Annotated in this window: 19 protein-coding genes and 5 pseudogenes; 18 read left to right on the top strand and 6 right to left on the bottom strand. The window is 68.1% G+C overall.

Translation table 11 applies throughout. From position 1 onward, the window contains the following. The first annotated feature begins 140 nt into the window (after positions 1–140). The 7 genes and pseudogenes from ACIRVH_RS43810 to ACIRVH_RS43780 all read left to right on the top strand — a co-directional run bounded on the left by ACIRVH_RS43810 (position 141) and on the right by ACIRVH_RS43780 (position 7332). Positions 141–896, top strand: coding sequence for a hypothetical protein (locus tag ACIRVH_RS43810; RefSeq protein WP_403965819.1), 756 nt, complete (start codon positions 141–143; stop codon positions 894–896). A gap of 1018 nt (positions 897–1914) precedes the next feature. Further along, entirely contained in the window at positions 1915–2727 is an 813-nt protein-coding gene (locus ACIRVH_RS43805; RefSeq protein WP_403965816.1) for a phosphotransferase, read from the top strand. Beyond that, the gene (locus ACIRVH_RS43800) at positions 2724–4664 is read left to right on the top strand and encodes an ABC transporter ATP-binding protein (RefSeq protein ID WP_403965813.1); all 1941 of its coding nucleotides are present in this window, start codon (positions 2724–2726) and stop codon (positions 4662–4664) included. Before ACIRVH_RS43805 ends, ACIRVH_RS43800 begins: the two co-directional genes overlap by 4 nt. Continuing rightward, complete coding sequence (locus ACIRVH_RS43795; protein WP_403965810.1) at positions 4661–5233, top strand: class I SAM-dependent methyltransferase; 573 nt, start codon at positions 4661–4663, stop codon at positions 5231–5233. The genes ACIRVH_RS43800 and ACIRVH_RS43795 overlap by 4 nt, the downstream gene beginning before the upstream one ends. 29 nt (positions 5234–5262) lie before the next feature. After that, on the top strand, positions 5263–5970 hold the full coding sequence (locus ACIRVH_RS43790; protein WP_403965807.1) for a class I SAM-dependent methyltransferase: 708 nt from the start codon (positions 5263–5265) through the stop codon (positions 5968–5970). 74 nt (positions 5971–6044) lie between these two features. Continuing rightward, a pseudogene (locus tag ACIRVH_RS43785) lies at positions 6045–6263 on the top strand (lamin tail domain-containing protein); the annotation flags it as partial. A 313-nt stretch (positions 6264–6576) separates the two neighbouring features. After that, entirely contained in the window at positions 6577–7332 is a 756-nt protein-coding gene (locus ACIRVH_RS43780) for a DUF5131 family protein (RefSeq protein ID WP_403965803.1), read from the top strand. On the opposite strand, the gene ACIRVH_RS43775 is transcribed toward ACIRVH_RS43780, so the two are convergent. Both ACIRVH_RS43775 and tcmP read right to left on the bottom strand, forming a co-directional pair. After that, complete coding sequence (locus tag ACIRVH_RS43775; protein WP_403965800.1) at positions 7329–7559, bottom strand: hypothetical protein; 231 nt, start codon at positions 7557–7559, stop codon at positions 7329–7331. The genes ACIRVH_RS43780 and ACIRVH_RS43775 overlap by 4 nt on opposite strands. A 19-nt stretch (positions 7560–7578) precedes the next feature. Beyond that, on the bottom strand, positions 7579–8445 hold the full coding sequence (tcmP, locus tag ACIRVH_RS43770) for a three-Cys-motif partner protein TcmP (protein WP_403965797.1): 867 nt from the start codon (positions 8443–8445) through the stop codon (positions 7579–7581). Positions 8446–8624: 179 nt separating this feature from the next. Between tcmP and ACIRVH_RS43765 the strand changes: the two genes are divergently transcribed. From ACIRVH_RS43765 to ACIRVH_RS43750, 4 genes are all read left to right on the top strand, one after another. Further along, positions 8625–8795 carry a hypothetical protein gene (locus ACIRVH_RS43765; RefSeq protein WP_403965794.1) on the top strand — a complete coding sequence of 57 codons (171 nt, stop codon included), beginning with the start codon at positions 8625–8627 and terminating at the stop codon, positions 8793–8795. A gap of 56 nt (positions 8796–8851) precedes the next feature. After that, positions 8852–9040 carry a hypothetical protein gene (locus ACIRVH_RS43760; RefSeq protein WP_403965791.1) on the top strand — a complete coding sequence of 63 codons (189 nt, stop codon included), beginning with the start codon at positions 8852–8854 and terminating at the stop codon, positions 9038–9040. 620 nt (positions 9041–9660) lie between these two features. Next, positions 9661–10752, top strand: a complete 1092-nt coding sequence (locus ACIRVH_RS43755) for a hypothetical protein (RefSeq protein WP_403965788.1) — start codon at positions 9661–9663, stop codon at positions 10750–10752. 159 nt (positions 10753–10911) lie between these two features. Continuing rightward, entirely contained in the window at positions 10912–11409 is a 498-nt protein-coding gene (locus tag ACIRVH_RS43750; protein WP_403965785.1) for a GNAT family N-acetyltransferase, read from the top strand. A gap of 36 nt (positions 11410–11445) precedes the next feature. Here ACIRVH_RS43750 and ACIRVH_RS43745 read toward each other — a convergent pair. Beyond that, positions 11446–11706 (bottom strand): annotated as a pseudogene (locus ACIRVH_RS43745) (IS630 family transposase); the annotation flags it as partial. Between the two features lie 128 nt (positions 11707–11834). Here ACIRVH_RS43745 and ACIRVH_RS43740 point away from each other — a divergent pair. From ACIRVH_RS43740 to ACIRVH_RS43730, 3 genes and pseudogenes are all read left to right on the top strand, one after another. Then, positions 11835–12470: pseudogene (locus tag ACIRVH_RS43740) on the top strand (NAD(P)H-dependent glycerol-3-phosphate dehydrogenase); the annotation flags it as partial. Positions 12471–12535: 65 nt separating this feature from the next. Then, a complete protein-coding gene (locus tag ACIRVH_RS43735; RefSeq protein ID WP_403965783.1) occupies positions 12536–12889 on the top strand; it encodes a hypothetical protein in 354 nt (117 codons plus the stop codon). Then, positions 12876–13730: a hypothetical protein gene (locus tag ACIRVH_RS43730; RefSeq protein WP_403965781.1), complete on the top strand. Its 855-nt coding sequence runs from the start codon at positions 12876–12878 to the stop codon at positions 13728–13730. The genes ACIRVH_RS43735 and ACIRVH_RS43730 overlap by 14 nt, the downstream gene beginning before the upstream one ends. 396 nt (positions 13731–14126) lie before the next feature. Here the strand turns inward: ACIRVH_RS43730 and ACIRVH_RS43725 are convergent, their stop codons facing one another. Further along, positions 14127–14762, bottom strand: coding sequence for a hypothetical protein (locus ACIRVH_RS43725; protein WP_403965778.1), 636 nt, complete (start codon positions 14760–14762; stop codon positions 14127–14129). 516 nt (positions 14763–15278) lie between these two features. Here ACIRVH_RS43725 and ACIRVH_RS43720 point away from each other — a divergent pair. Beyond that, a pseudogene (locus ACIRVH_RS43720) lies at positions 15279–15488 on the top strand (transposase family protein); the annotation flags it as partial. A 64-nt stretch (positions 15489–15552) separates the two neighbouring features. On the opposite strand, the gene ACIRVH_RS43715 reads toward ACIRVH_RS43720, so the two are convergent. Beyond that, positions 15553–16320 (bottom strand): hypothetical protein, encoded by a 768-nt coding sequence (locus ACIRVH_RS43715; RefSeq protein ID WP_403965775.1) that lies wholly within the window; start codon positions 16318–16320, stop codon positions 15553–15555. Between the two features lie 96 nt (positions 16321–16416). Then, positions 16417–16905 carry a hypothetical protein gene (locus ACIRVH_RS43710; RefSeq protein ID WP_403965770.1) on the bottom strand — a complete coding sequence of 163 codons (489 nt, stop codon included), beginning with the start codon at positions 16903–16905 and terminating at the stop codon, positions 16417–16419. Positions 16906–17175: 270 nt separating this feature from the next. Here ACIRVH_RS43710 and ACIRVH_RS43705 point away from each other — a divergent pair, with 270 nt between their 5' ends. The 3 genes and pseudogenes from ACIRVH_RS43705 to ACIRVH_RS43695 form a co-directional block, all read left to right on the top strand. Further along, a complete protein-coding gene (locus ACIRVH_RS43705; RefSeq protein ID WP_403965767.1) occupies positions 17176–17892 on the top strand; it encodes a hypothetical protein in 717 nt (238 codons plus the stop codon). 710 nt (positions 17893–18602) lie between these two features. Continuing rightward, positions 18603–19067 (top strand): DinB family protein, encoded by a 465-nt coding sequence (locus ACIRVH_RS43700; RefSeq protein WP_403965764.1) that lies wholly within the window; start codon positions 18603–18605, stop codon positions 19065–19067. 543 nt (positions 19068–19610) lie between these two features. Then, a pseudogene (locus tag ACIRVH_RS43695) lies at positions 19611–20063 on the top strand (IS5 family transposase); the annotation flags it as partial. Positions 20064–20130 lie beyond the last annotated feature (67 nt).

Here is a 20130-nt window from a genome sequence, read left to right as displayed (position 1 = left end):
GCTATCACACATACGCGCAGATCCGCTTCCATCCCGAGGATGCCTGCTTCGTCCGTACCACCCGCGAACCGGTCGGCCACGGGCCGGCCGATGAACTGCGTTGGCTCGAACCGATGTTGTCCGCTCGCCTCAAGTCGAGCATGGCGCTCAACAACCACCTTCGATACTTTCGCAAGCACTTCTCCGGCACCGAGCTGGAGTTCAAGTACACACTCGATCCGGCGCCGGACATCTGGGCCACGTCTATGGAACTACTCAAAGCCCTGCGCGACGGCGAGCTGGAGGGCTGCCGACCGGAGTACCGGGAAGAGTTCCAGATCCACCACACCGAGAACCACCTCTTCGACGTCATCGGCCCCGAGCCCGAAATCGGCTACGCCTCGTTCATCCCCACGGTCACGGCCGGGCACGTGCTCAAGCGGAAGTGGTTCACCGAGGACACCTTCGCCCGCCGCGAAGAGCTCACCACCGGTCTCGAGGTTGCCCCCGACCGCTTCGAGGCATATCTGAACGAAGAGCTAGGCCTCCAGGTCCGGGCCATGCCGCCCTTCCAGCGGGTCCGATACGACATCCAGTGTGAGTCGATGCGCACCGGCCACGTCTATGGGATCTTCCTCGACCGCTGCTCGCTCCTGGCAGCACCCGAAGTGGTGCTCTCTCAGTGCGAACTGGAGTACCTCCGCTCGCGCAGCGTCCTGGGCCACGATCAAGACGAGGCTCTCAGCGAGATGGAGCGCATCGATAACTGGCTAGGCAGCTACATTTCCGCTCGCGGTTGGGCGTCCGGGCGCACCTTCTACTCCAAGCGCACCTTCCTGCGCGACGTAGTCGCCCTTCGGCCGGAACTGACGCCACCGATGGTCTCCTCTGCACCCTGCGGCTCTCAGGAGGCGTGACAGCTTTTCTAGTACCTACTCGGAAGGCAGCCGCAGGCCCGGATCGCAAGCAGCTCGACTGACTTCCGGAAGTCGCCCTTACAACGGCTAGCACAATGAGGTGGATCGCTCCTGGTTGCCGTGTCCAGGGCGGGAGTTGAGCGCTCGGTCCGGTGTGGGGACGTCGCCGTGGATCGTGTCGCTATCTACGGCTGGTCAGTGCCGTCAAGGCAACCTGAACATCTGGTTGTGCGGTGGATGGCAGGGTTTCGCTTGGGGTCTCACAGGTCCGTGCGCCGGTCACCCAGACCAAGGCTCGAGTGCTCCAGGACCGGCCCTTCCGCGTGGCCCTCGATGCACCGTCTGACCGGGAGTGCAGCATTCCATGCCGGGGCGTCCCTCGGACTCGGCGACCATGCCCATCCATCGGTTTTTCGACAACGTCCGTGCGGGCCCGAAGGCCTGTCATGGCCGTACTCGCCTGAACGGCGTGACGATGCATCACTCGGAGATCCCCGGCCCGCATGACCACCGGAGTCCGGTGTGCGCGGTGGAAGTTGTCCGGTTCCCGTCCTCCTGCCCGACCAGTGTCAGTGCCTCCCGACAGAGTGCTCCCCGCGCCCGGACCACGACCTCGCCGGAGGATGAACGATGCAGTTGCCGCCGTACGCCATGCAATCGCCCGTGCGGGTGACGGCGCTGCCTCCCAACCCTGCCGAGTGAATCGAACTGCCGCGGGGCGGGCCGCACTGCCGACACCCCTTGGCCGGTCGGCATGCACTCGAACTCGCTGTCGAAGGGTCGCCCCCGGTGTCCCGTGTCGACACCATGAGCAGGCACGTTGTCCGGTTGCTCTGCCCACTCACCCTCACTGAGGAGGACTCGTGAATCCCATGCCCGTGCTTGCCGCCCGTCGCCCCACGTTCGAACAACTCCAGGTGCCCGCCCCCGTCGGTGAGCCGACCGCCCTGCGGCGTCCTGTTGACGTTCGCCGCGCCCTGTTCGCATCTGCACCACGCCCGTCATCGAGGTGGGGTGCATGACCGACGCCAAACTTCTTCCCTCCGATCTTCGAGCCTGGGCGCAGCGCCAGGTTGGTCCGATCACGGCAGTACGGGACGTCTCGCATCCACGGCCTGGCTCCCGCGTGTGGGAGCTACGGCTCGGCGGCCGTCCCGGCGTGTTCGTGAAGGTCGCGTCGGGAGTGGTGGCCTACCAGCGGGAGTCGCTCGCCTACCGGCATGCGGTCCCGGCGCTCGGCCCGGAGGCCGCGCCTCAGCTGATCGAGTCGAGCGCCCGGCACCTCGGACCGCTGCTGACAGCGGTCCCCGGACGTCCGCTCGCCGGTTTGGATGTGTCGAGGGCCGAGAGATACGAGGCCTACCGGCAGGGGGGCGTTCTGCTCGACCGGCTGCACGCGGCAGGTGACATGCGGGGCGAGCACCGCGTAGGGGCCGAGGAAGCTCTACGGCGTGCCGCGCACGGCGTGGAGAAGCACCTGGCGGCCGCCAGCGACCGGGTGAGCGCGGCGGCGCGGCGCTTTGTACGGCGCCTCGCCGGTGATCTCCTCCTGCTCGGGCCGCTGCCATTGAGGTTCCTGCACGGTGACGCCTGGGAGCGGAACCTGATCTGGTCCGGGCGCACCAGCTGGGTCGATTTCGAGCGGGCCGCTTCGGGGCCTGTGTCTAGGACTTCGTTTCCCCTCGCGGTGCTGGCCCTCTCCCTGGTGCGCTCACTGCGTGCCCTCCCGGTAACGGCACCCACGCCCGACGGCAAACCCACTACACCGGCCAATGTCCCGGCCCTCGCCGAGCCGGGTGCCCCTCACCAGCAGGAAGGAGACAAACTGTGACTCAGACCGCCGACCAACTTCATGATGAGGGCGGCGAGGCCGACGACGTGTCGGTGGCGCCCGCCGTCGAGGAACAGCTGGTGTTCGACCACCCCGGTGGGGACAGTCTGGAGCTGGCCGACCTGCTCACCGGGCGCACCATGGCCCGTCGCCTTCCCTCGTTGATCCGCAGAACCTTCTCCCTGGCCTGGGAGGTCGAACGCAGGACCGTCGTCGCCCTGCTGGCCTGCCAGATCGTCTCCGGTATCTCGGGTGCCCTCGGTCTGTTCGCCACCACCGCGGCGCTCTCCGTGCTCATCGAGACGGCCGATGATCCGAGCAGGCTGGACTCGGCGATCCCGGCCGTGGCCGTCCTGGCCGCAACGGCCGGTCTGCGGGCCCTGCTCGGCATCGCCATCCAGGCCCTGTCCAGCCGGCTCTCGCCGCGGATCTGCCGGCAGGCGGAGTACAAGATGCTGGAAGCGGCCACCAACGCGGAGCAGGCCGCCTACGACCACCCGGGGTTCAACGACCGTTACGACGCCGCCGAGCGGGGCGTCGACGTCAGCCGGGACATGATCGGCCAGTCCCAGAACTGCGTCTCCTCCCTCACCACCTTCATCGCCGCGGCCGTGGTCATCGCCAGCCTCTACCCGCTGCTGTTGCCTCTGCTGCTCCTGGCCGCCGTGCCGCAGGCGATCGCCGGCATCCGCGGCGAGCGCGTCACGTACCTGGCGGTGGTCGCCACCCACAAGGACCGGCGGGTGATGACCATGCTGCGCTGGCATCTGATCGCCAAAGACCAGTCCGACCAGGTCCGCACCGACACCCTCGCCCCCTACCTGCTGGCCAAGTACAGGGCCAGTGCATTGCGAGTTGAGGCCACCAGCGACACCGCCGCCTGGAACCGGGCCAAGATCGCCGTCGTCGGCGCCGCCGCCGCGGACCTGGCCTCCGCGGCGCTGTGGGGCGCGGTGTTCGGGCTGCTGGCGACCGGCCGGATCTCGGCGGCAGCTGCCGGCACCGCCGTGTTCGCCCTGCGGTCCGCGACCACCGGACTGCAGGGACTCGTCGGCTACGGCCGCGATCTGCTGCGCACCGGCCTCTACCTTGACGACTGGGAGCGGTTCGTCACGGAGGCCGCCGGCCAGCGCCTCGACCGCGGCACTCTCACGCCCCTGCGCCCGCGCCACATCGCCCTGCGCAACGTCTCCTTCCGATATCCCGGGGCGGACGAGGACACGCTCCACGACGTCGACTTCGAGGTCCGCCAGGGCGAGATCGTGGCCGTCGTCGGGGAGAACGGCTCGGGCAAGTCGACCCTCATGAAACTGCTGTCCGGGCTGAACCTGCCCACACGTGGCGTTGTCACCTGGGACGGCGTCAGCGTCGCCGACCTCGACCCGCACGCGATGTGGCAGCAGACCTCCGTGGTCCCGCAGGACTTCGCGCGCTGGCCCATGACCGCGAGGGAGAACATCACCCTGGGCCAACCGCGCGCCGACGGCGACGCGGCCGTCAACCGCGCGGCCCGGGCCAGCGGGGCCGACGACGTGATCAACACCCTCCGGTCGGGGCTGGGCACCCTGCTGGCACGGGAGTGGTGGGGAGGCGTGGCGCTGTCGCCGGGGCAGTGGCAGCGGATCGCGGTGGCCCGGCCAGCGCACCGGGACGCGGGACTGCTCGTCATGGACGAGCCCACCTCCGACCTCGACGCCCGGGCCGAGCACCGGATCTTCACCGGCCTGCGCGACATGGCCGGTGACCGGGGCGTCGTCCTGGTCACACACAACCTGGCAAACACGTCCGTCGCGGACCGAATCGTCGTCATGGCCAAGGGCCGCGTGGTCCAGGAGGGCACCTTCCACGAACTGGTCAACCAGCCCGGGCTGATGCAGGAGCTGTGGCGCCTCCAGCAGGACCGGGCCGCCTACCGCACCGAAGGGAACAGCGCATGATCGCCTCCCCGGTCGACTATTGGGAGCCCCTGTGGGCCTCCGGCCGCCGCTACCGACAAATCACCGACACCGAGGCCCAGCTCATGGCCGACCATCTCGGTCCCGGCCGTGGACGGCCAGCGCTCGATGTGGGGTGCGGCGATGGTTCCCTCACCCGCCATCTGCACCACCAGCTCGGCTACCGGGCCGCCGGCATCGGCTGTGCACCCAGCGCCATCGCCCTCGCCACTGGCGCCGCCCCGGCGGCCGACCGTCCCCACTTCCAGGTCATGGACGTCGCCGCCGACCGTCTGGACGACCTGCCCGACCCGGCATACGCGGTCATCACCTGTCGGCTCGTCTTCCGGTTCATCACCGACAAGGACGCCTTCCTAGACCGGGTCCGCCAACTCCTCGTTCCCGGCGGCACGTTCTGGGTGGTCACCGAGCTCGCCGACCGGCGAGACGACGAAGATCCCCTCAAGAGCCGGGGCATCACCGCGCCCGACGTCGAACTCCTCACGTCGCGCTGGTCCAGCGTGACCGCCGTCGACCTCGACCGGCTGGCCTGCTTCGCCCTACGCCGGTGACACCGCACCCCTGACCGGAGAAGACGCCTTTGAATAGCAAAGACACCAACCTTGCGGCATGGACCGCGTACGGACGGCATCACATCGACCGTGCCACCGAGGTCCCAGATGCCGCCCGGATCTCCTGGGGCTTCTGGCCGAACGGCCCGGGCGCCGAGGTCCTGGGCAACTTGTCCGGCAAGCGGGTTCTCGACCTCTGCTCCGGGATCGGCAAGTACGCCGCCCACCTGGTGCGGGAGCACGCCGCGGTGGTCGACGCCGTCGAGGTCTCCCCCACCCAGCACAAACGCGCCCTCGCCCGGTACGGCAGCCTGCCGGGCCTCAACCTGATCCAGGCCGACGCCGTCGAGCACCTGGAGCACGCAAAACCGTACGACGTGATCTACTCGATCCACGGCTTCGGCTACATCGACCCGCACCGCCTGCTCCCGGCACTGCGTACCGCACTGAGGCCCGGCGGGCTCCTGATCTTCTCCGTCCTTCACACAAACTCCGACGGCCGCGGGCCCTCGCCTACCGTCGCCGCACGACCGGAAGTCTTGCCACTCGCCAGCGGTGACCCGCTGTCCGTCGATATGTGGGTGCGCTCGGAGACGCTGTGGGAAGACCTCCTCGTCGACAACGGCCTCCTGGTCGACGAAATCGACGTCCTCAGCGCGCCCGATGACGGCAACCACGTCTCCGTTCGTCTCTTCCGTGCACACCGCCACATCGGTGTCAGCAGGAGTCCCGTATGAACCGGTTCCCGGTGCTGGGCTCGGCGTGATCTGTTGGGGCCCGCACTGCCTGTTGATCGGGTTGCATCGCCGCCAAGGACGGCCACACCTACACCTTCGACCACTACCGCCTGGAGGGCCGCTCCACCGTCCGCGTCCACACCGGCACCGGCCGCGACAGCCGCACCGACGTGTTCCAGGACCGCCGCCACTACGTCTGGAACAACGACTACGACACCGCGACCCTGCGCAACGACCGCGACCGCTTCGTCGACGAATTCTCCTGGGGCGGCGACCACCGCGCCCGCCGCTGAGCAACCCCGCCTCATCGCCGGTGAACGGCGATGAGGCGCCCACCGGCAACCCGTGGGTGTGGCACGCGCCCGGGCGGGCCACCCCCACGGGGCCGTCGTGCATCAACGACACCCCGCCACGGCGACCGCCGCCGGGGGAAGCACACCCGACCCAAGTGGAACACTTGTTCGCAGTTTGGGGCAGCGAGTACGGTGCGGAGGCTGGATGGTTGGATGCCGGTGTCCAGTGGTGTGACGGTTCGTTGGGCATTCAGCGGGCCGCGGCTGCACCGTCGGGGATGAGGCTCGGTTCGAGGGGATGGAGGGCCGGCCGGTGAGTGACCGCAGTGCGATTGAGTGGACCGAGGCGACGTGGAATCCGACCACGGGTTGCGACCGCGTCTCTAAGGGGTGTGACAACTGCTACGCCCTGACGCTGGCGAAGCGGCTGAAGGCGATGGGGTCGCCCAAGTACCAAGCCGACGGTGATTCCCGGACCTCCGGGCCCGGGTTCGGACTGACGCTGCCCCCAGACGCGCTGCGCGTGCCGTACGGGTGGAAGAGCCCGCGGACAGTGTTCGTGAACTCCATGAGCGACCTGTTCCACGCACGGGTGCCGCTCGACTATGTACGCCGCGTCTTCGACGTGATCGCCGAAACGCCACAGCACACCTACCAGGTACTCACCAAGCGCGCCCGACGTCTGCGGCAGGTCGCCGACCGGCTGGAATGGCCGCCGAACCTGTGGATGGGCGTATCGGTGGAAAGCGTGAAGGAACTGCCCCGCGTCGACGACCTGCGGCAGGTGCCGGCGGCGGTGAAGTTTCTATCGTGTGAGCCGCTGCTGGGGCCATTGGATGGGCTGGAGCTGACGGCGATTGACTGGGTCATCGCCGGTGGCGAGTCGGGCCCCGGACATCGGCCGCTGAACGAAGCTTGGGTCACGCAGATCAGAGACATCTGCCAGGAGGCTCAAGTGGCCTTCTTTTTCAAGCAGTGGGGCGGCCGCACACCGAAGTCAGGCGGCCGCGAGCTGGACGGCCGTACCTGGGACGACATGCCGGGCCGCCCTCTGATTTCCGCAGGCTAGGAGGCCTCGTCGGCGACGTCCTCGGGGGCATAGAAGCGCACGGTGCACCCCTCCGGCCAAGCGGTGCGCGCGCGGACCGGGTCAACGCGGAACGCCAGGCCCTGGGCGGCTAGATTGTCCAGCACTTGCCGCAGGTGCTTGTCCATGTGGTTCAGCCGGGCCGCCTGGCTGGACAGCGTCTCCCAACGTTGCTCGGTGCCGGCGTGAGCGCGCAGTGCTACGTCCAAGCGGTCCACGACTGCGGCCTCATCGAACAGCGACGGGGCGTCTGCCGTGTCGACAGAGGCACCCCGGCCGCTGTAGCTGTCCAGCTTCCAGGTGACGGGTGCCCAGCACTTCAGGCCAGCTTCGTTGTGGGGTGGCCAAAATCAGGTGGTAGCGGGCGCTCTGGTTGCTGATCTTGACGCCGAAGCTGCCGGTGAACAGCCCCTGGTCCTTGAGTCCTTGCTGGTAGGCAGCAGCGAACGCTTCTTTGCGGGCGCCAGGGCCACGCCGTTCGGCTGTCGCGGCCTGCCAGTGTTCCCCGCCGAAGTAGGGGATCATCGTCTTGTCGAAGTGCTCGCGCTCGCAGAAGCGGTGCAGTTCGTTCGTGAAAAGCGTGAAGAGCACTTCGTCGCGGGGCCCGGCGAGGCACTGCCTGATCAGCGCGAACGGTGCGCTCTTCAGGCGGAAAGGGTCGATCAGCCAGAGAACGGGGGTGTCGGCGCGCCCGCGGTGGGCGAGTGCGGACAGCCGGGTCTGCTGCTCGGCAAAGGTGCCCGGCGGTTGCACGCTGATGTTCAGCTGTGGCGACGGGGGCAGTTTGGCGAACTGCCTCTTCACCTCCTCCACCCGGTCGGGCCGTTCTTCGAGACAGATCAGGTTGAGCTTGTTGAAGCGTCGGTGCGCCGTGTGCTCAAGGAACGTCCTGGCGACCACGATCGGGGAGCCGGGCGGCCCGTCGGTGTAGATGCCCGGGCCCGCGAAGGCATCCACGATCGTGGCCTCGGGGAACGTCTGGAGGATCTTGCCCATCCAGCACTGCAGGTAATGCCGGTACACCAGGTGCTTGACCTGCGTGTGCGGATCGCTCTTCCAGACGGTCTGCTCCCGCAGTTCCTCCACTCGCCTCATGGGCCCTCCCCCTTACCCCGCACCATGGACACCCAGCGTCACCGCTAAAAGACTTGCTGTCTACGACACCGACTCGGCCATCTTCATCGAGACGGTCGGATCCTTGCTGCTGGAAAACTGCGCATGCCGTGCGCCCGTACACTCGCTTTCTGTTGCCACCGCAGGGAGGGGGCACACCAGTGCACGAGCAGGACGGCGCCTGGCCGTCGGCCAGCGATGCGCCGATCTGCGACGGGCTCGTCGCGGAACGAGGCCACATACCGGCTGGGGTGAACCGCATGGCCGCGCAGATTCTCCACGAGACGGGCCGCACGATGGGCTTCGCTTCGGTCCGTGCCACGGCGTTCTGAGAGCTGGTGAACAGGCACAGCCGGCGTCGAGTGGACAACTGAATCGTTAGCAGGGCATGCAGACGTTCTCTTACGACCCCCCTGAGCGGTCCTTGGGCGAGCTCATGGGCGAGGCACAGGACGAAGCCGACGAAGCCTGGGGTGAGGACCCCACGCTGAGGACTGTCGAGTTGCTGCACTCGAAGCTGCTGCTCAGCGGCCTCCGGCACAAGGTGACCGCCCATAACGGCCCGGTTCTCGTGTAGCTTCCGCCAGGTGGCGTGTAGCGCTGAGTAACTACTGGGCTGCGGTGTTGCTGCTGGAGGGCCGCGGCACTACCAGCAGTTCCTGGATCAGCGCCGCCAGCTGCGGCCGGAGGAGGAGTACGGGGACCCCACTTCCGAGGAGTGGGCGGAGTTCCAGGAGCACTTCGACAAGCGGAAGGTCGAGCTGGGCTCCTGCGGACGTCCGTACGGAACGCCGTGCGCGCATGAGCACGCCTGCATCAGATGTCCCATTCTCTCGGTCAACCCGAAGATGCTGCCCCGGCTGGACGAGTTGGAGGACGACCTGGTCGCCCGCCGCGAGCAGGCGCTTGCCCAGGGCTGGAAGGGCGAGGTCGAAGGCATCGAGCTGACTCTGACGTTCCTGCGCTCCAAGCGGTCCCAGGTCCACCGCTCGCAGCAGCTCCCCCTGTGGACCTGGGCATCCCCTCTGTCCCTCGCAGCCGCCTCACAGCCGAGTGATCAGCAGCGCGGACACCAGAAGCGCGGTCTAATGGAGGGCTTGGTCGGCCAAGTCCCAGTCCAGCTGCGGGCAAAGCTCTGACCCTCGCAGGACCGCAGCTGTCTGGATGCTCTCGCTCTCTCACGACACAGTGGGCGTTATGAACGACCGCGTATTCGTCATCGACACCGCCTGGTCGAGGGTTATCGAGGCCCGCGAGCAGAACGACCGCAAGGCAGAAGCTTTGGCCTTAACCGTCCTTGGCCAGGCCCTTTTTGAGGACGACCGTCAAGATGAGGCGGCGGAGATCGACCGGCAGGCTCGCGAGCTGGCTCGGGGCGAACATGACCGTCCCGAGATCTGCCTGGCCCAGGCCGAGGCGCTGCTGACCCGCGGCAACGAGTTGGAACAGGCTGGTGGGGTAGCTCCTTTGGTCTGGCCCTCGGACGTGGTGCCCCCTGGCTTCCATGATCGGTTTCAGCTGCTCACCAACGCCCATCGCGCTTACGACCATGCCCAGCGCGCTCTCCAGCATGTGGATAAGGACACCTGGGACGTCGCCCGAACCCGTTCCGAGGCCGTGCTGCACAGGCGCGACGCGCTCAGACCGCCGTCTCCGCTCCCCCATCTGCCCATGGCCGCCCAGATCATCGCAGGGTTCGTGGCGCTCAAGGTGCTCAGCCCGTTCCTCGAAGAGTTCGCGAAGAAGCTCGGCGAACGGCTCGGCGAGTCCATGGCCAGTGTGCTGGGACGCATCCGCTTACGGCGTCGGGGTGAGAGCGGGGCGGGGGATCTGCAGGTAGATGTCCCGGGTTCCGCCCACCCGACGACTCTGGTTCTTCCCGGAGAGCTTTCCGACGCGGCCAGGTTGGCGATCATCGAACTCGACCCGACTGACGAATGTGTTCGGGGGGCAACGCTGTACTGGAACGAGCTCGCGGGAGCGTGGACCTCGGCGGAGGAACTGGAGATCGCCGAGTCCATGATCATGTGGGTGATCCGCTACACGTGGGTGGTCACGGACCCCGAAGTCTCGCACCCGCGGCACACCTATGACAGGGCTGCAACCCGGCAAGAGGCGCACGATCTCGCGTTGCGACGGTGGTCCGACCGCATGGACGGTTTGGCCATAACCCAGGTGCACATCCGCCAGGGCTCTGACATCGACTGGGGGGATCCTCTCCCCTTCGCCCAGCGCCCGGTTTCGGATCCTCTCGCGGCACCACCCCCGGAGAACGGCCCCGCAGCATGACTAGTGCCGTGACCGGATAGGTTCACCGAGGTCTCGTGGCCTGCGGATGCGCGAGTCCCGCTGCTCCCCAGTCTCGGCTGGCCGCAGGGCGGAACGACCTCGTTTGTATGGCTGTAATCAACTTGCTGACCACCTTGGCGGGCGGGCAGGGTCTGGATCATGCTTGAACTACGCACCTTGGAATCAGACGACTGGCCCCTTTGGCGGGAGTTGCGACTGGCCGCGCTTGCTGAGGCGCCCTACGCATTCGGATCGACGCTGGCCCAGTGGCAGGGCTCCGGCGACCGAGAGGAACGCTGGCGTGCCCGTCTGTCGATTCCTGGCGCGCATGATTACGTCGCGCTCCTAGACGGCCTCCCGGTGGGTATGGCCAGCGGAGTGCCGGGCGAGGGAGCAGAGAACGTGGAGTTGATCTCGATGTGGGTCAACCCCACGGCTCGGGGCAAGGGCGTGGGTGACTACCTGATCCAGGCGGTCGAGCGGTGGGCGGCGGAGCGCGGTGCCACGACGCTGCGGTTGTCCGTCATGCCGGATAACCGCAAGGCGACCGCGCTCTATGAACGGCACGGCTTCACGGACACGGGTGAGCCCGGCGATCTTCTGCCCGATGGCGTGGGCAGGGAGCGGGTCATGGCGAAGAGCCTGACCGCTGTCTGATCTCCACATCCGGGCAAGACGGGATCCCCAACGTGCTCAGGCTGCGGCGGCGAGGGGGCGTCCACCCCAGCGGATGCCCTTCTCGCTGCGGATGCGGGCGCGTTCCTTGCGTTGTGCGGCGAGGACGTCGGGGTGACGGGCGTTGGCGTTGCGCCAGCGCAGGTAGCGGTGCAGGGCCCGGGTCTGCGCGGGATGGCTGCGGTGGTTCGAATTCGCCAGGGTGAATTGCCGCAGCGGGCCGAAGTGCGCCTCGATCGGGTTGGCCCAGGACGCATAGGTCGGGGTGAAACACAGCTCGCGCCTCATGGTGCGCACCCTGGACCGCACCACGGTGCGCGGCAAACGGCAGGAAATCGCGGTGAGATTGATCTTGCTGGGTTTCCCCTACTGGTCGTCTCCGTTCCGGGCCTGCGCGAGCATGCGCCGAAGTGGCCGGCGCGAGTGCGGACCGGGTCGCGGTGCTTTCGGGCCCGAACCTGGCGCGGGAGATCATGGAAGGTCAGCCAGCCGCGGCCACCATCGCGTGCCTGGACGAGGACGCCGCCCGCCGCTTCCAGCAGGCGTGCCACACCCCGTGCTTCCGTCCCTACACCAGCACCGACGTAGTCGGCTGTGAGTTGGGCGGCGCGGTCAAGAACGTCATCGCCCTCGCGGTCGGCATCGCCTCGGGGATGGGCCTGGGCGGCAACGCGACCGCCATGCTCGTCACTCGCGGGCTGGCGGAGACCACTCGGCTGGCGGTCGCCATGGGCGCCCATCCGGCCACCCTCGCTGGTCTGGCCGGCCTGGGCGACCTGGTGGCCACCTGCTCATCGCCACTGTCTAGGAACCGCACCTTCGGCACCCACCTCGGCCGGGGCCTGAGCCTCGAGGCGGCGACGGCCGCCACCTGGCAGACAACCGAGGGTGTCAAGAGCGCGGAGGCGATTCTCGCCCTGGCCCACACTCACGACGTTGAGATGCCGATCACTTCCGTGATCTCCGCCCTGTTGCACGAGAAGGTCACCCTCAACGAAGCCGCGGCGGCGCTGATGCAGCGGCCCCCCAAGCCCGAGCACTGACCCCCTGGGCCCCTTGGTTCGCGGGGCCACCCACCACCTTCACCCTCCCCTCACGGAGGCCCCCCGTGCACGTGTCTGTGCTGCCTGCTGTCCAGATCGCCGTCGCCCTCGCCCGGGTGACCTGGATGATCACCGGCTTCACCCTCCTGCCCGGCCGCTGGCTGCGCTGGAAAATGTTCTGCCGGGCAAACTTCATCATCGTCACGCTCACCGGCACCAAGGACGGCCGCACCGAGCCGGTGAATGTCTACGACTACCTCTCCCCGGGCTCCTTCATCCGCGGCCCGCCACAGCTCCAGGAGATCCTCAACTACCTCACCCGCAGCGGCCGGTACGACAAGGTCGACGGACACGGTCGACTCCTGTCCGCGTGGGGCGAGCAGTCCATCGAGGTGAGGGACAGTCATGTGGTTCTTTGAGACCCTCGCCTCCGGCTTCCAGTACCCCACTGACCCCGGACGGCTCCAGCTGTTCCGCATCGTCTTCGGCACGATCTGCGCCCTCCGCTTCATCCTCGCCATCGGCCAGGGCGGATGGGACCGTTTCGCCGTGGCATCGCTCAGTTCCCACATCGCGGCGCAGCGCTTCGGCCGCAGGCGAGCCGAACTCCTCGCCTTCGTTTACCGGCCTGCGCTGATCGTCCGCGCACTCGCCGCCGTCGCCCTGACCGCCGGCCTGGCACCCCGCGTGTCACTCTCGCTGGTCCTGGCCGGAGCCGCCATGGAACTCCTCTACCTCAAAAGCCCCAACGCCGTCCGCTACACCCTGCTGACCGGCGCTTGCCTCATGGCCGCTGGCGACATGGGTCACGGTCTCACGATCGACCACGGCTCCAGCACGGCCAACACGTGGGCCCAGTGCGTCCTTGTCCTGATCACCACTGACATCTACTGGAACAGTGCATGGCAGAAGATCCGCTCCCCACAGTTCCGCACCGGCCTCTACCTCGCCCAGTGGGTACACGTCTACACACAGGTCAGGGACCAACTGCCCTACCGGCGCCAGTACGCCGTCCCCGGCCTCGTCCGCCGCTACATGGGCAACCTCACCGACCGGGACATCCGACTCTGGCGCCTTACCGCGGCCACGGTAATCGCCACAGAGATCGCACTGCCCCCTGCGCTGCTCACCCCGCAGACGATGCCCTATGCCGTGGTCATCGGAATCGGGATGCACTCGGCCTTCACCTACCTAAAGCCCCGCCAGCTCCTCACCTTCTCCGGACTCACAGTCGGCACCTACCTAGCCTTCATCACCTGAAAGGAGCGGTGATGCCACCGCCCGATCTGACCGAAGGGCGCGGCGCCGGAGCTCGCGCAGCACTACCTGGCAAGAAATCGACCCCCACGCGGCTTCCCAGCACGATGGTCATACCAGATTGCCGGTACGCCTACCGCGCCCTCACGCCGGACATCGTCATCCCCCTCAACCTCGTCCAGAGCCATGAGGACAACTGCTCTTGCCGGACGACCGGACCGCCGAGGCCGTACTGATCGCCACCGCCGAGTACGACGCCGGCCTGGAGACGTTCTCCGCTCCACGACCAGGCCGTCACCACCTTCGGCGCCCAGCCCGCCCCGGCCGCATGAGCAGTCACCGCCCCGCCCGCACACGAGGCGCCATCACCCTTTTGGCGGTAGCCCGACGACGGCCGGATCACGGCTGGGTTCCATTCGGGTACGGGGCGTACGGGTCGTTGCAGCCGCCGCGGTCGCCATCCCAGTCCTGGCCGCCGTACCAGTGCAGCGTGGCCCACTCGGTGCAGCCGCTGGAGTTGACCTCCGCGCCTGCACGCCAGGCGTCGGGGCTCGGCGTGCCATGGGTCCACTGAGGCGGCTCGTAGTACCACTGGGTGTAGCTCGTGTTGAGGGTGGCAGATGCCAGGAGGGGCCCGTAGGGGGAGCTGACCTTGATGGTCGCCGTACCGCCGACCCGGTTGATGAAGTCCTGGTTCCACCACCAGTAGACGCCCACGTGATCGGTGCACTGGTTCCAGTACTGCTGGACCCATCCGGCGGTGATCCAACCCTGCCAGCCGTACGGTGCCTGGTCCCCGATCCAGACCCGCGGGTTGCACGCGGTGGTCACGCTCGGTGTCGCCGTGCTCGTGCGCGGAATGTGGTGCTGCGCGGGGTGAGCCGCGCCGCTGGTGACGCTGATGGTTGCGGGGGCGGCGTTAGCGGCGGTCGCCGTGGTGGCGGCGCCGAATGCGGTTCCGCCGGCGAGAGCGAGCACGGCGGTGGTCATGGCGATGGTGCGGCGGAACGTGCGTGCTGTAGGCAGTGCAGACACGGTTTCCCCTCGTCTCGTGTTGTTGGTGCGTGCGCAACGGCATTGACTGCGCGGTTCTTCTGGAGCGCCAACAAGCGTGGCCGGTAGCCCAGTGGTGCCGATTGAACCGTCCTCCTCGCGTGGGCCGGCCTTGGGCGGAGCAGCAGGACCAGGAAGCCCCGGCTGGCCGGGTGACCGACGCTCGGAGCGTTGAAGCTGCAGCCATGCGGCGGACCATCCATCCGGGCTTGCTGATCCTCCGCTGCTCACAGGCGCGATAGCCAGGAAGAACCACGGCCACCGTCGTGGCCGCCGCAGCTTCTTGACCGAACGTTTTATTGCTGTTTTTTCATCGCGCCAGAACGGGCTGAACAACACGGAGGCTACGAACACGCGTCCTTGGGTCGTCCTAGATTCGTCCTAGCCTTGTCCTAGCCTCGATCTTGCGTGACGGTCTGCCGACGGAGGTCGATGGTCTGGGCAGGGGGGGCCGCCGGGAGCAGGAGAGCCGGGCGATCGCCGGAGCCGGGCACGGGTCGGGGGCGTGGGGTGAACGTGCCGGTCATCACCGCCCCCACTGGCCGGGTGCTGTGGATCTCCCCGGCCCTGCCAGGCCGAACCCATGACCTCACCGCAGCGCGCACCCAAGGGATCATCCGGATCTGCGAGCGCGAAGGTGTTCCCATGCTCGCCGACCGGGCCTACCAAGGCGCCGGGCCGTGGGTGGACGCTCGCCCAGTCCACCGGTCCGGCGGTGACTGCCCGGCCGGGCAGTGCGGGCTGCCGCTGGGAAAGTGACGTCCGTGTCTGATCACGCGGAACCAGCCGGGTAGAGAGTCTCAGTGATGACGACCCACTCCCAGTCGTCCAATTGGTTCAAGAGGTTGGGGCGCTGAGAGCGGCTCTTGTTCTCACGATCCAGTTGCTCCTTGTACAGCGTCGTGAACGTCTTGCCGTCGCCTGTGACCTCCCGCAGCGCGGCCAGTCGTTCATCCCCCTTGCCACGCGGCTTCCTGCTCGGCTCCAGCAGCATGCCGGCGACCGCCGAGGTCAGGGTCTTGAACGCCTGGTAGCCGCGGTATCCGGCCTGACCGGCGCTGTCATAGTGGTTGTCCGACCTCCACCAGACCAGTTGCTCCCCTTGCCGGATGGCATACCGCAGCTGCTTTGCCGCTTGCCGCAGGCACCACAGAGTGGCCAACTCACGGTCACGGCCGTTAAGGTCGCGCTCCTGAGTGATCCGGATCAGCAGTGCCTCGAACCCGCCTTCAGCCCGCGACGCCGCGGACAGAAGTTCCGACCATCGCTGCTCGTCTGGCGGGTGGGGCCTGGCCGGACGCAGATTGGCTTCGACATCCTCTCTGCGCGCCTGGTTGTTCCATGCCTTCCATACGGCGAACAACTCGCCGTAGCACCGGTACAGCTCAGCAGCCGCCGCCAGATCACGCTCGAGCCGCCGCTGCGCCTGCTCTCGCCGGGAAGTGAAAACAACCGTGACCACCAGCCCCAACAGCGCCGCGAAACCCGCCACCACCATGCCCGCAGCGATGGTCTCCCCGAGGTTCAGGGCAGCCTCCATGGACTGTCTCCAGAGCAGCGTCCGAACATGAGACCCCCACCCATAGCCGGGCCGTCCCCCACCCGCCGCACCAACATGCCCGACCACGCCCGCACATCACCCAGCCGGCTCCACCACCCTCACCAAGACAGCACCGCACGCACGTTCGGACGAAACGGCAGCCGGGACGGTGAAACCGGACATCAGCCACTTCCCCGAGCCTGTGACGTCCGCGTGCACGCTGCGCCGGGCCCTGGACGGCCGGCTGCCCACCCGGCGCACCGTGATCGCCTTCGCCCGGGGCGCCGGCGCCGACGAGGACAGGGCCAAGCAGCTGTGGAACTTCGCGCGCAACACCGCAGCCTCGCCCACCACGCTGACCAGGCTGTCCTTCGGCTGCTTCAACTTGCCAGCCCATGTCTGCGCGTGGTCCAGCACGAGGAACAGCTCCTCCGATGCCGGGAACCGCTCGAACGCCGGGTCCCCGCCCAACTCGTGCAACTCCCGCAACCGGTTCACGAGCCGACCTGTCTTGATCTCCCCCAGACGGATCGGCGGGCGCTTCGGATGGGGCCTCACGGCCGCCTTCGAGGTCTTCCTCACCACGCTCGAAGTCTTCGCCACCAGCCGGTTCCCAATCTGGGAACCGGCCGTGACCACCCATACCGATGACACCGGCGTACCGCGTCACCGGGAATCTCCGCACTCCTTGACGGGACGCCCACGCCCCGGAGGCCGCATTTCCGCAGGTCAGCGCAATCCATCGGTTGGCCGGGGCGGCGAGACCCGGCCATACAAGGTCTCGCCGCCCTCGTGAGCACCACAGGCCTCTCAGTAAAGTGGCCGCAGGACGGGTGCAGTTGATGGAGCGTCAGCATGGAGGGGTACGAAGAGACGGTGGACAACCCCTATGTCCCTGCTTCTGGCATTGAGCGCTGGCCGGGGTGGTCCTGGCTCGACGAGTACCTATGGGTCTCGTGCGACATCATCGCCGACCTGGCCGACGAACGGCTGAAGCAGCGTCCGCTGGTCGCCACCGTCGCCCGACTCGAGCCCGGAGACCGCGCACTCGCCGTCGGCCCCGCACAGCGTTCGACCTGGCGGGCCCTCGGCAACGGCAGCTACATGCACCAAAGCGTCGTTGCCTTCGGCAGTCCCGCATTCGTACTCGGCAGCATGGCCACCTCGGCCCTGGGTAACTCCGCTCGCCGCCGTGCCGCCGCGAACAACGCGCAACCACGCTGGGTGACGGACGGATCCGGCGAAATCACCGTCACCACACGGAAGGTCTACTTCGGACACCCACAGTGCCCGCTCGACCTCGCCTGGGACGGCCTGGACACGATCGACCTCGTCGCACCCGAGGTCTTCCAAACCACCTTCCGCAACATCCACAACGGACAGCAGACGACAGTCCAGCTCCACACCCCCTGGGCGTCCCTGCTGTTCGTCCTGGCCGCTGTCACCGCCTTCCCCGCCCACCCCCGACTACTGGGACGCGGCTGGATTCCACCGGACTTCGAGCAGCGATGCACCGATATCGGCCGCCCATGCCGCCCGGCAGGACACCTCCTGCTGAACCGCGGCCACTAGAAAACGCCGGCCCGAGCCCTGGGTAGCATGCTGGGGAAGCCCCCTGCCGGGGGCTTCTCACGGAGCGCGGGGCCGGGCCCCTGACGGGACCCGGGACAACCAGGCGCAGCACGAGGACGCAGGGCGCGGGGGTGGTCGGCGGCCCCGTGGACGCGGAGCCCCGAGAGCAAGGCGCCCGGCAGCGGGGTGCGGCACGACCCGGGGCGACCGAAGGCCCCGTGGGCGCGGACCGCCGAGGGCAAGGACCGGGCAGCACGAAGCGACGCGGAGCGCACCGCGACCGCCTACCCGGCACCGCCGTACGCGAGAACGCCCAGCGCCCGCCCCGGACGGGCGCGGAGCGGACGCCTGGTGCGCGTGCGTGGCCCGGGTCCGCTGCGCCCCGCCCACCCGGCCAAAAAACAACCCCCCACAACGCCCCGCCGCGCCCTGGCGCCCACAGGTGCCGTACGACACCGACTCCCCCCACACGCGGGACCGGCCGTCGGCCGGTAGGGGCACGCCCCCTGACGGGGGCTCGACGGGGGCGGGGGGGCCGCCACCGGACGCATGCCAAGGCGGTCCCCGCACTCCGAAGGCGGCTCGAGCCGAACCGCCGAGCGGCAGACGGTCGTCGGCGGCGCAGGTCAGTCCTAGAGATCCGACTGCCGTGCGCCCCTCGCTGTCATGATGGTCCGATGGACAACCGGGAGAGGACCGAACCTCCGCGGGTGGCCGATGAGCACGCCACGCTGACCGGCTTCCTGCAGCGCCAGCGTGACACGCTGGCCATGGCATGTGCGGGGCTCACAGCCGAGCAGCTCAGGGAAAAGGCCGTGCAGCCCTCGGGCTTGTCGCTGCTCGGCCTCGTCCGGCACATGGCTGACGTCGAGCGGACCTGGTTCCGGAACGTGTTGAACGGCGAGCACAGCGATGTGCACTGGCCCCGAAGCGACGGCGGCGCTTTCGACGTCGACACCGCAGACCCGTCCGAAGCGTTCGCGATCTGGCAGGAGGAGTGCGCCCGATCCCGCGACATCGTGGATGCCGCCCAGTCCCCCGACGTCACCGGACGGTACCGAGACGACGTCTTCTCTCTCCGCTACATCCTCACCCACATGATCGAGGAGTACGCGCGGCACAACGGCCACGCTGACCTCCTCCGCGAGCGCATCGACAAAATCACCGAACAGTAGTGGACCGCGGGGGCCGGCCCTCTGACGGGCCCCGGGACGGACCGGTGCGGGCCCGGAACGGTGAGGCGCAGCACACCACGGCCCGCGATGCATCTCCCGGGCGGAAAGAGGGGACCACCGCGGGAAGCAGCGCAGCACAACCCGAGCCGCGCGCCACGGTGTCGGCCGACGGCAGAGCAGCGGCACGGAGACCGTCACGCCCGACCCCAACGGCTACGCCCCTCACGAGCAACCCAAGCCCGGAGCGCTCCCAACCTTTTCCCGAAGTCGTGTAAGACCCGGCCGCGCACGGGCTCTCACAGATTGCGCCACTAACCCCGGTCTCCTCCAGGGTGCGGCGTGCTGTGCAGCACCCCGTTCAGGGAACGGGCGGAACTGGACAGCCCCGCCCACCACGCGCCGACCGCGCCCGACACCGAGGAACCCCCAATGTCCCTGTCCGCACTCGTCCTGGCCCTCGTCCTCGTCACCGTCACAGGCCTCGTGACAGCCGGCGCTTTCCTCCTCGTCCACTACCGCCCCACCCTCGCCGCCCCCGTACAAGCCGCCGACCGCAAGTGCCGCCCGCTGGCGTTCATCCTGACCACAGGCCAGGCGGCGGATAGCCCGCAGTTCATCCCCGTCCTGAAGAAGGTACGGGTACGCGGGCCCGTCGGCCGACCCCGCATCCGGCCGGACGCGGTCGCCGGGGACAAGGCGTACTCGTCCCGCGGAAACCGCGCCCACCTGCGTAAACGCCGTATCAAGGCGGTCATCCCGGAGAAGAAGGACCAGGCCGCCAACCGGAAGAAGAAGGGCTCCAGCGGTGGCCGACCCGTCAGCCACGACGCCGATCTCTACAAGGAGCGGAACACCGTCGAACGCCTGATCAACAAGCTCAAAGCATGGCGAGGCATCGCCACCCGATACGACAAGACTCCCGACAGCTACCTCGCCGGTCTCCACCTGCGCGCCTCGATGATCTGGATCAAGGACCTCACCAGGACCACCCGATGATCACGACTCGAAATGCCCCTAGGTGACGCGCTGAGGTGCCGGACGCCAAGGGCGGGCAGGAGTTGAG

It is taken from the genome of Streptomyces sp. NPDC101165 (assembly GCF_044768135.1).
Classification (GTDB): domain Bacteria; phylum Actinomycetota; class Actinomycetes; order Streptomycetales; family Streptomycetaceae; genus Streptomyces.
Note: the sequence above shows the minus strand (reverse complement) of the source record. Positions and strands in the feature narration are given on the sequence as shown.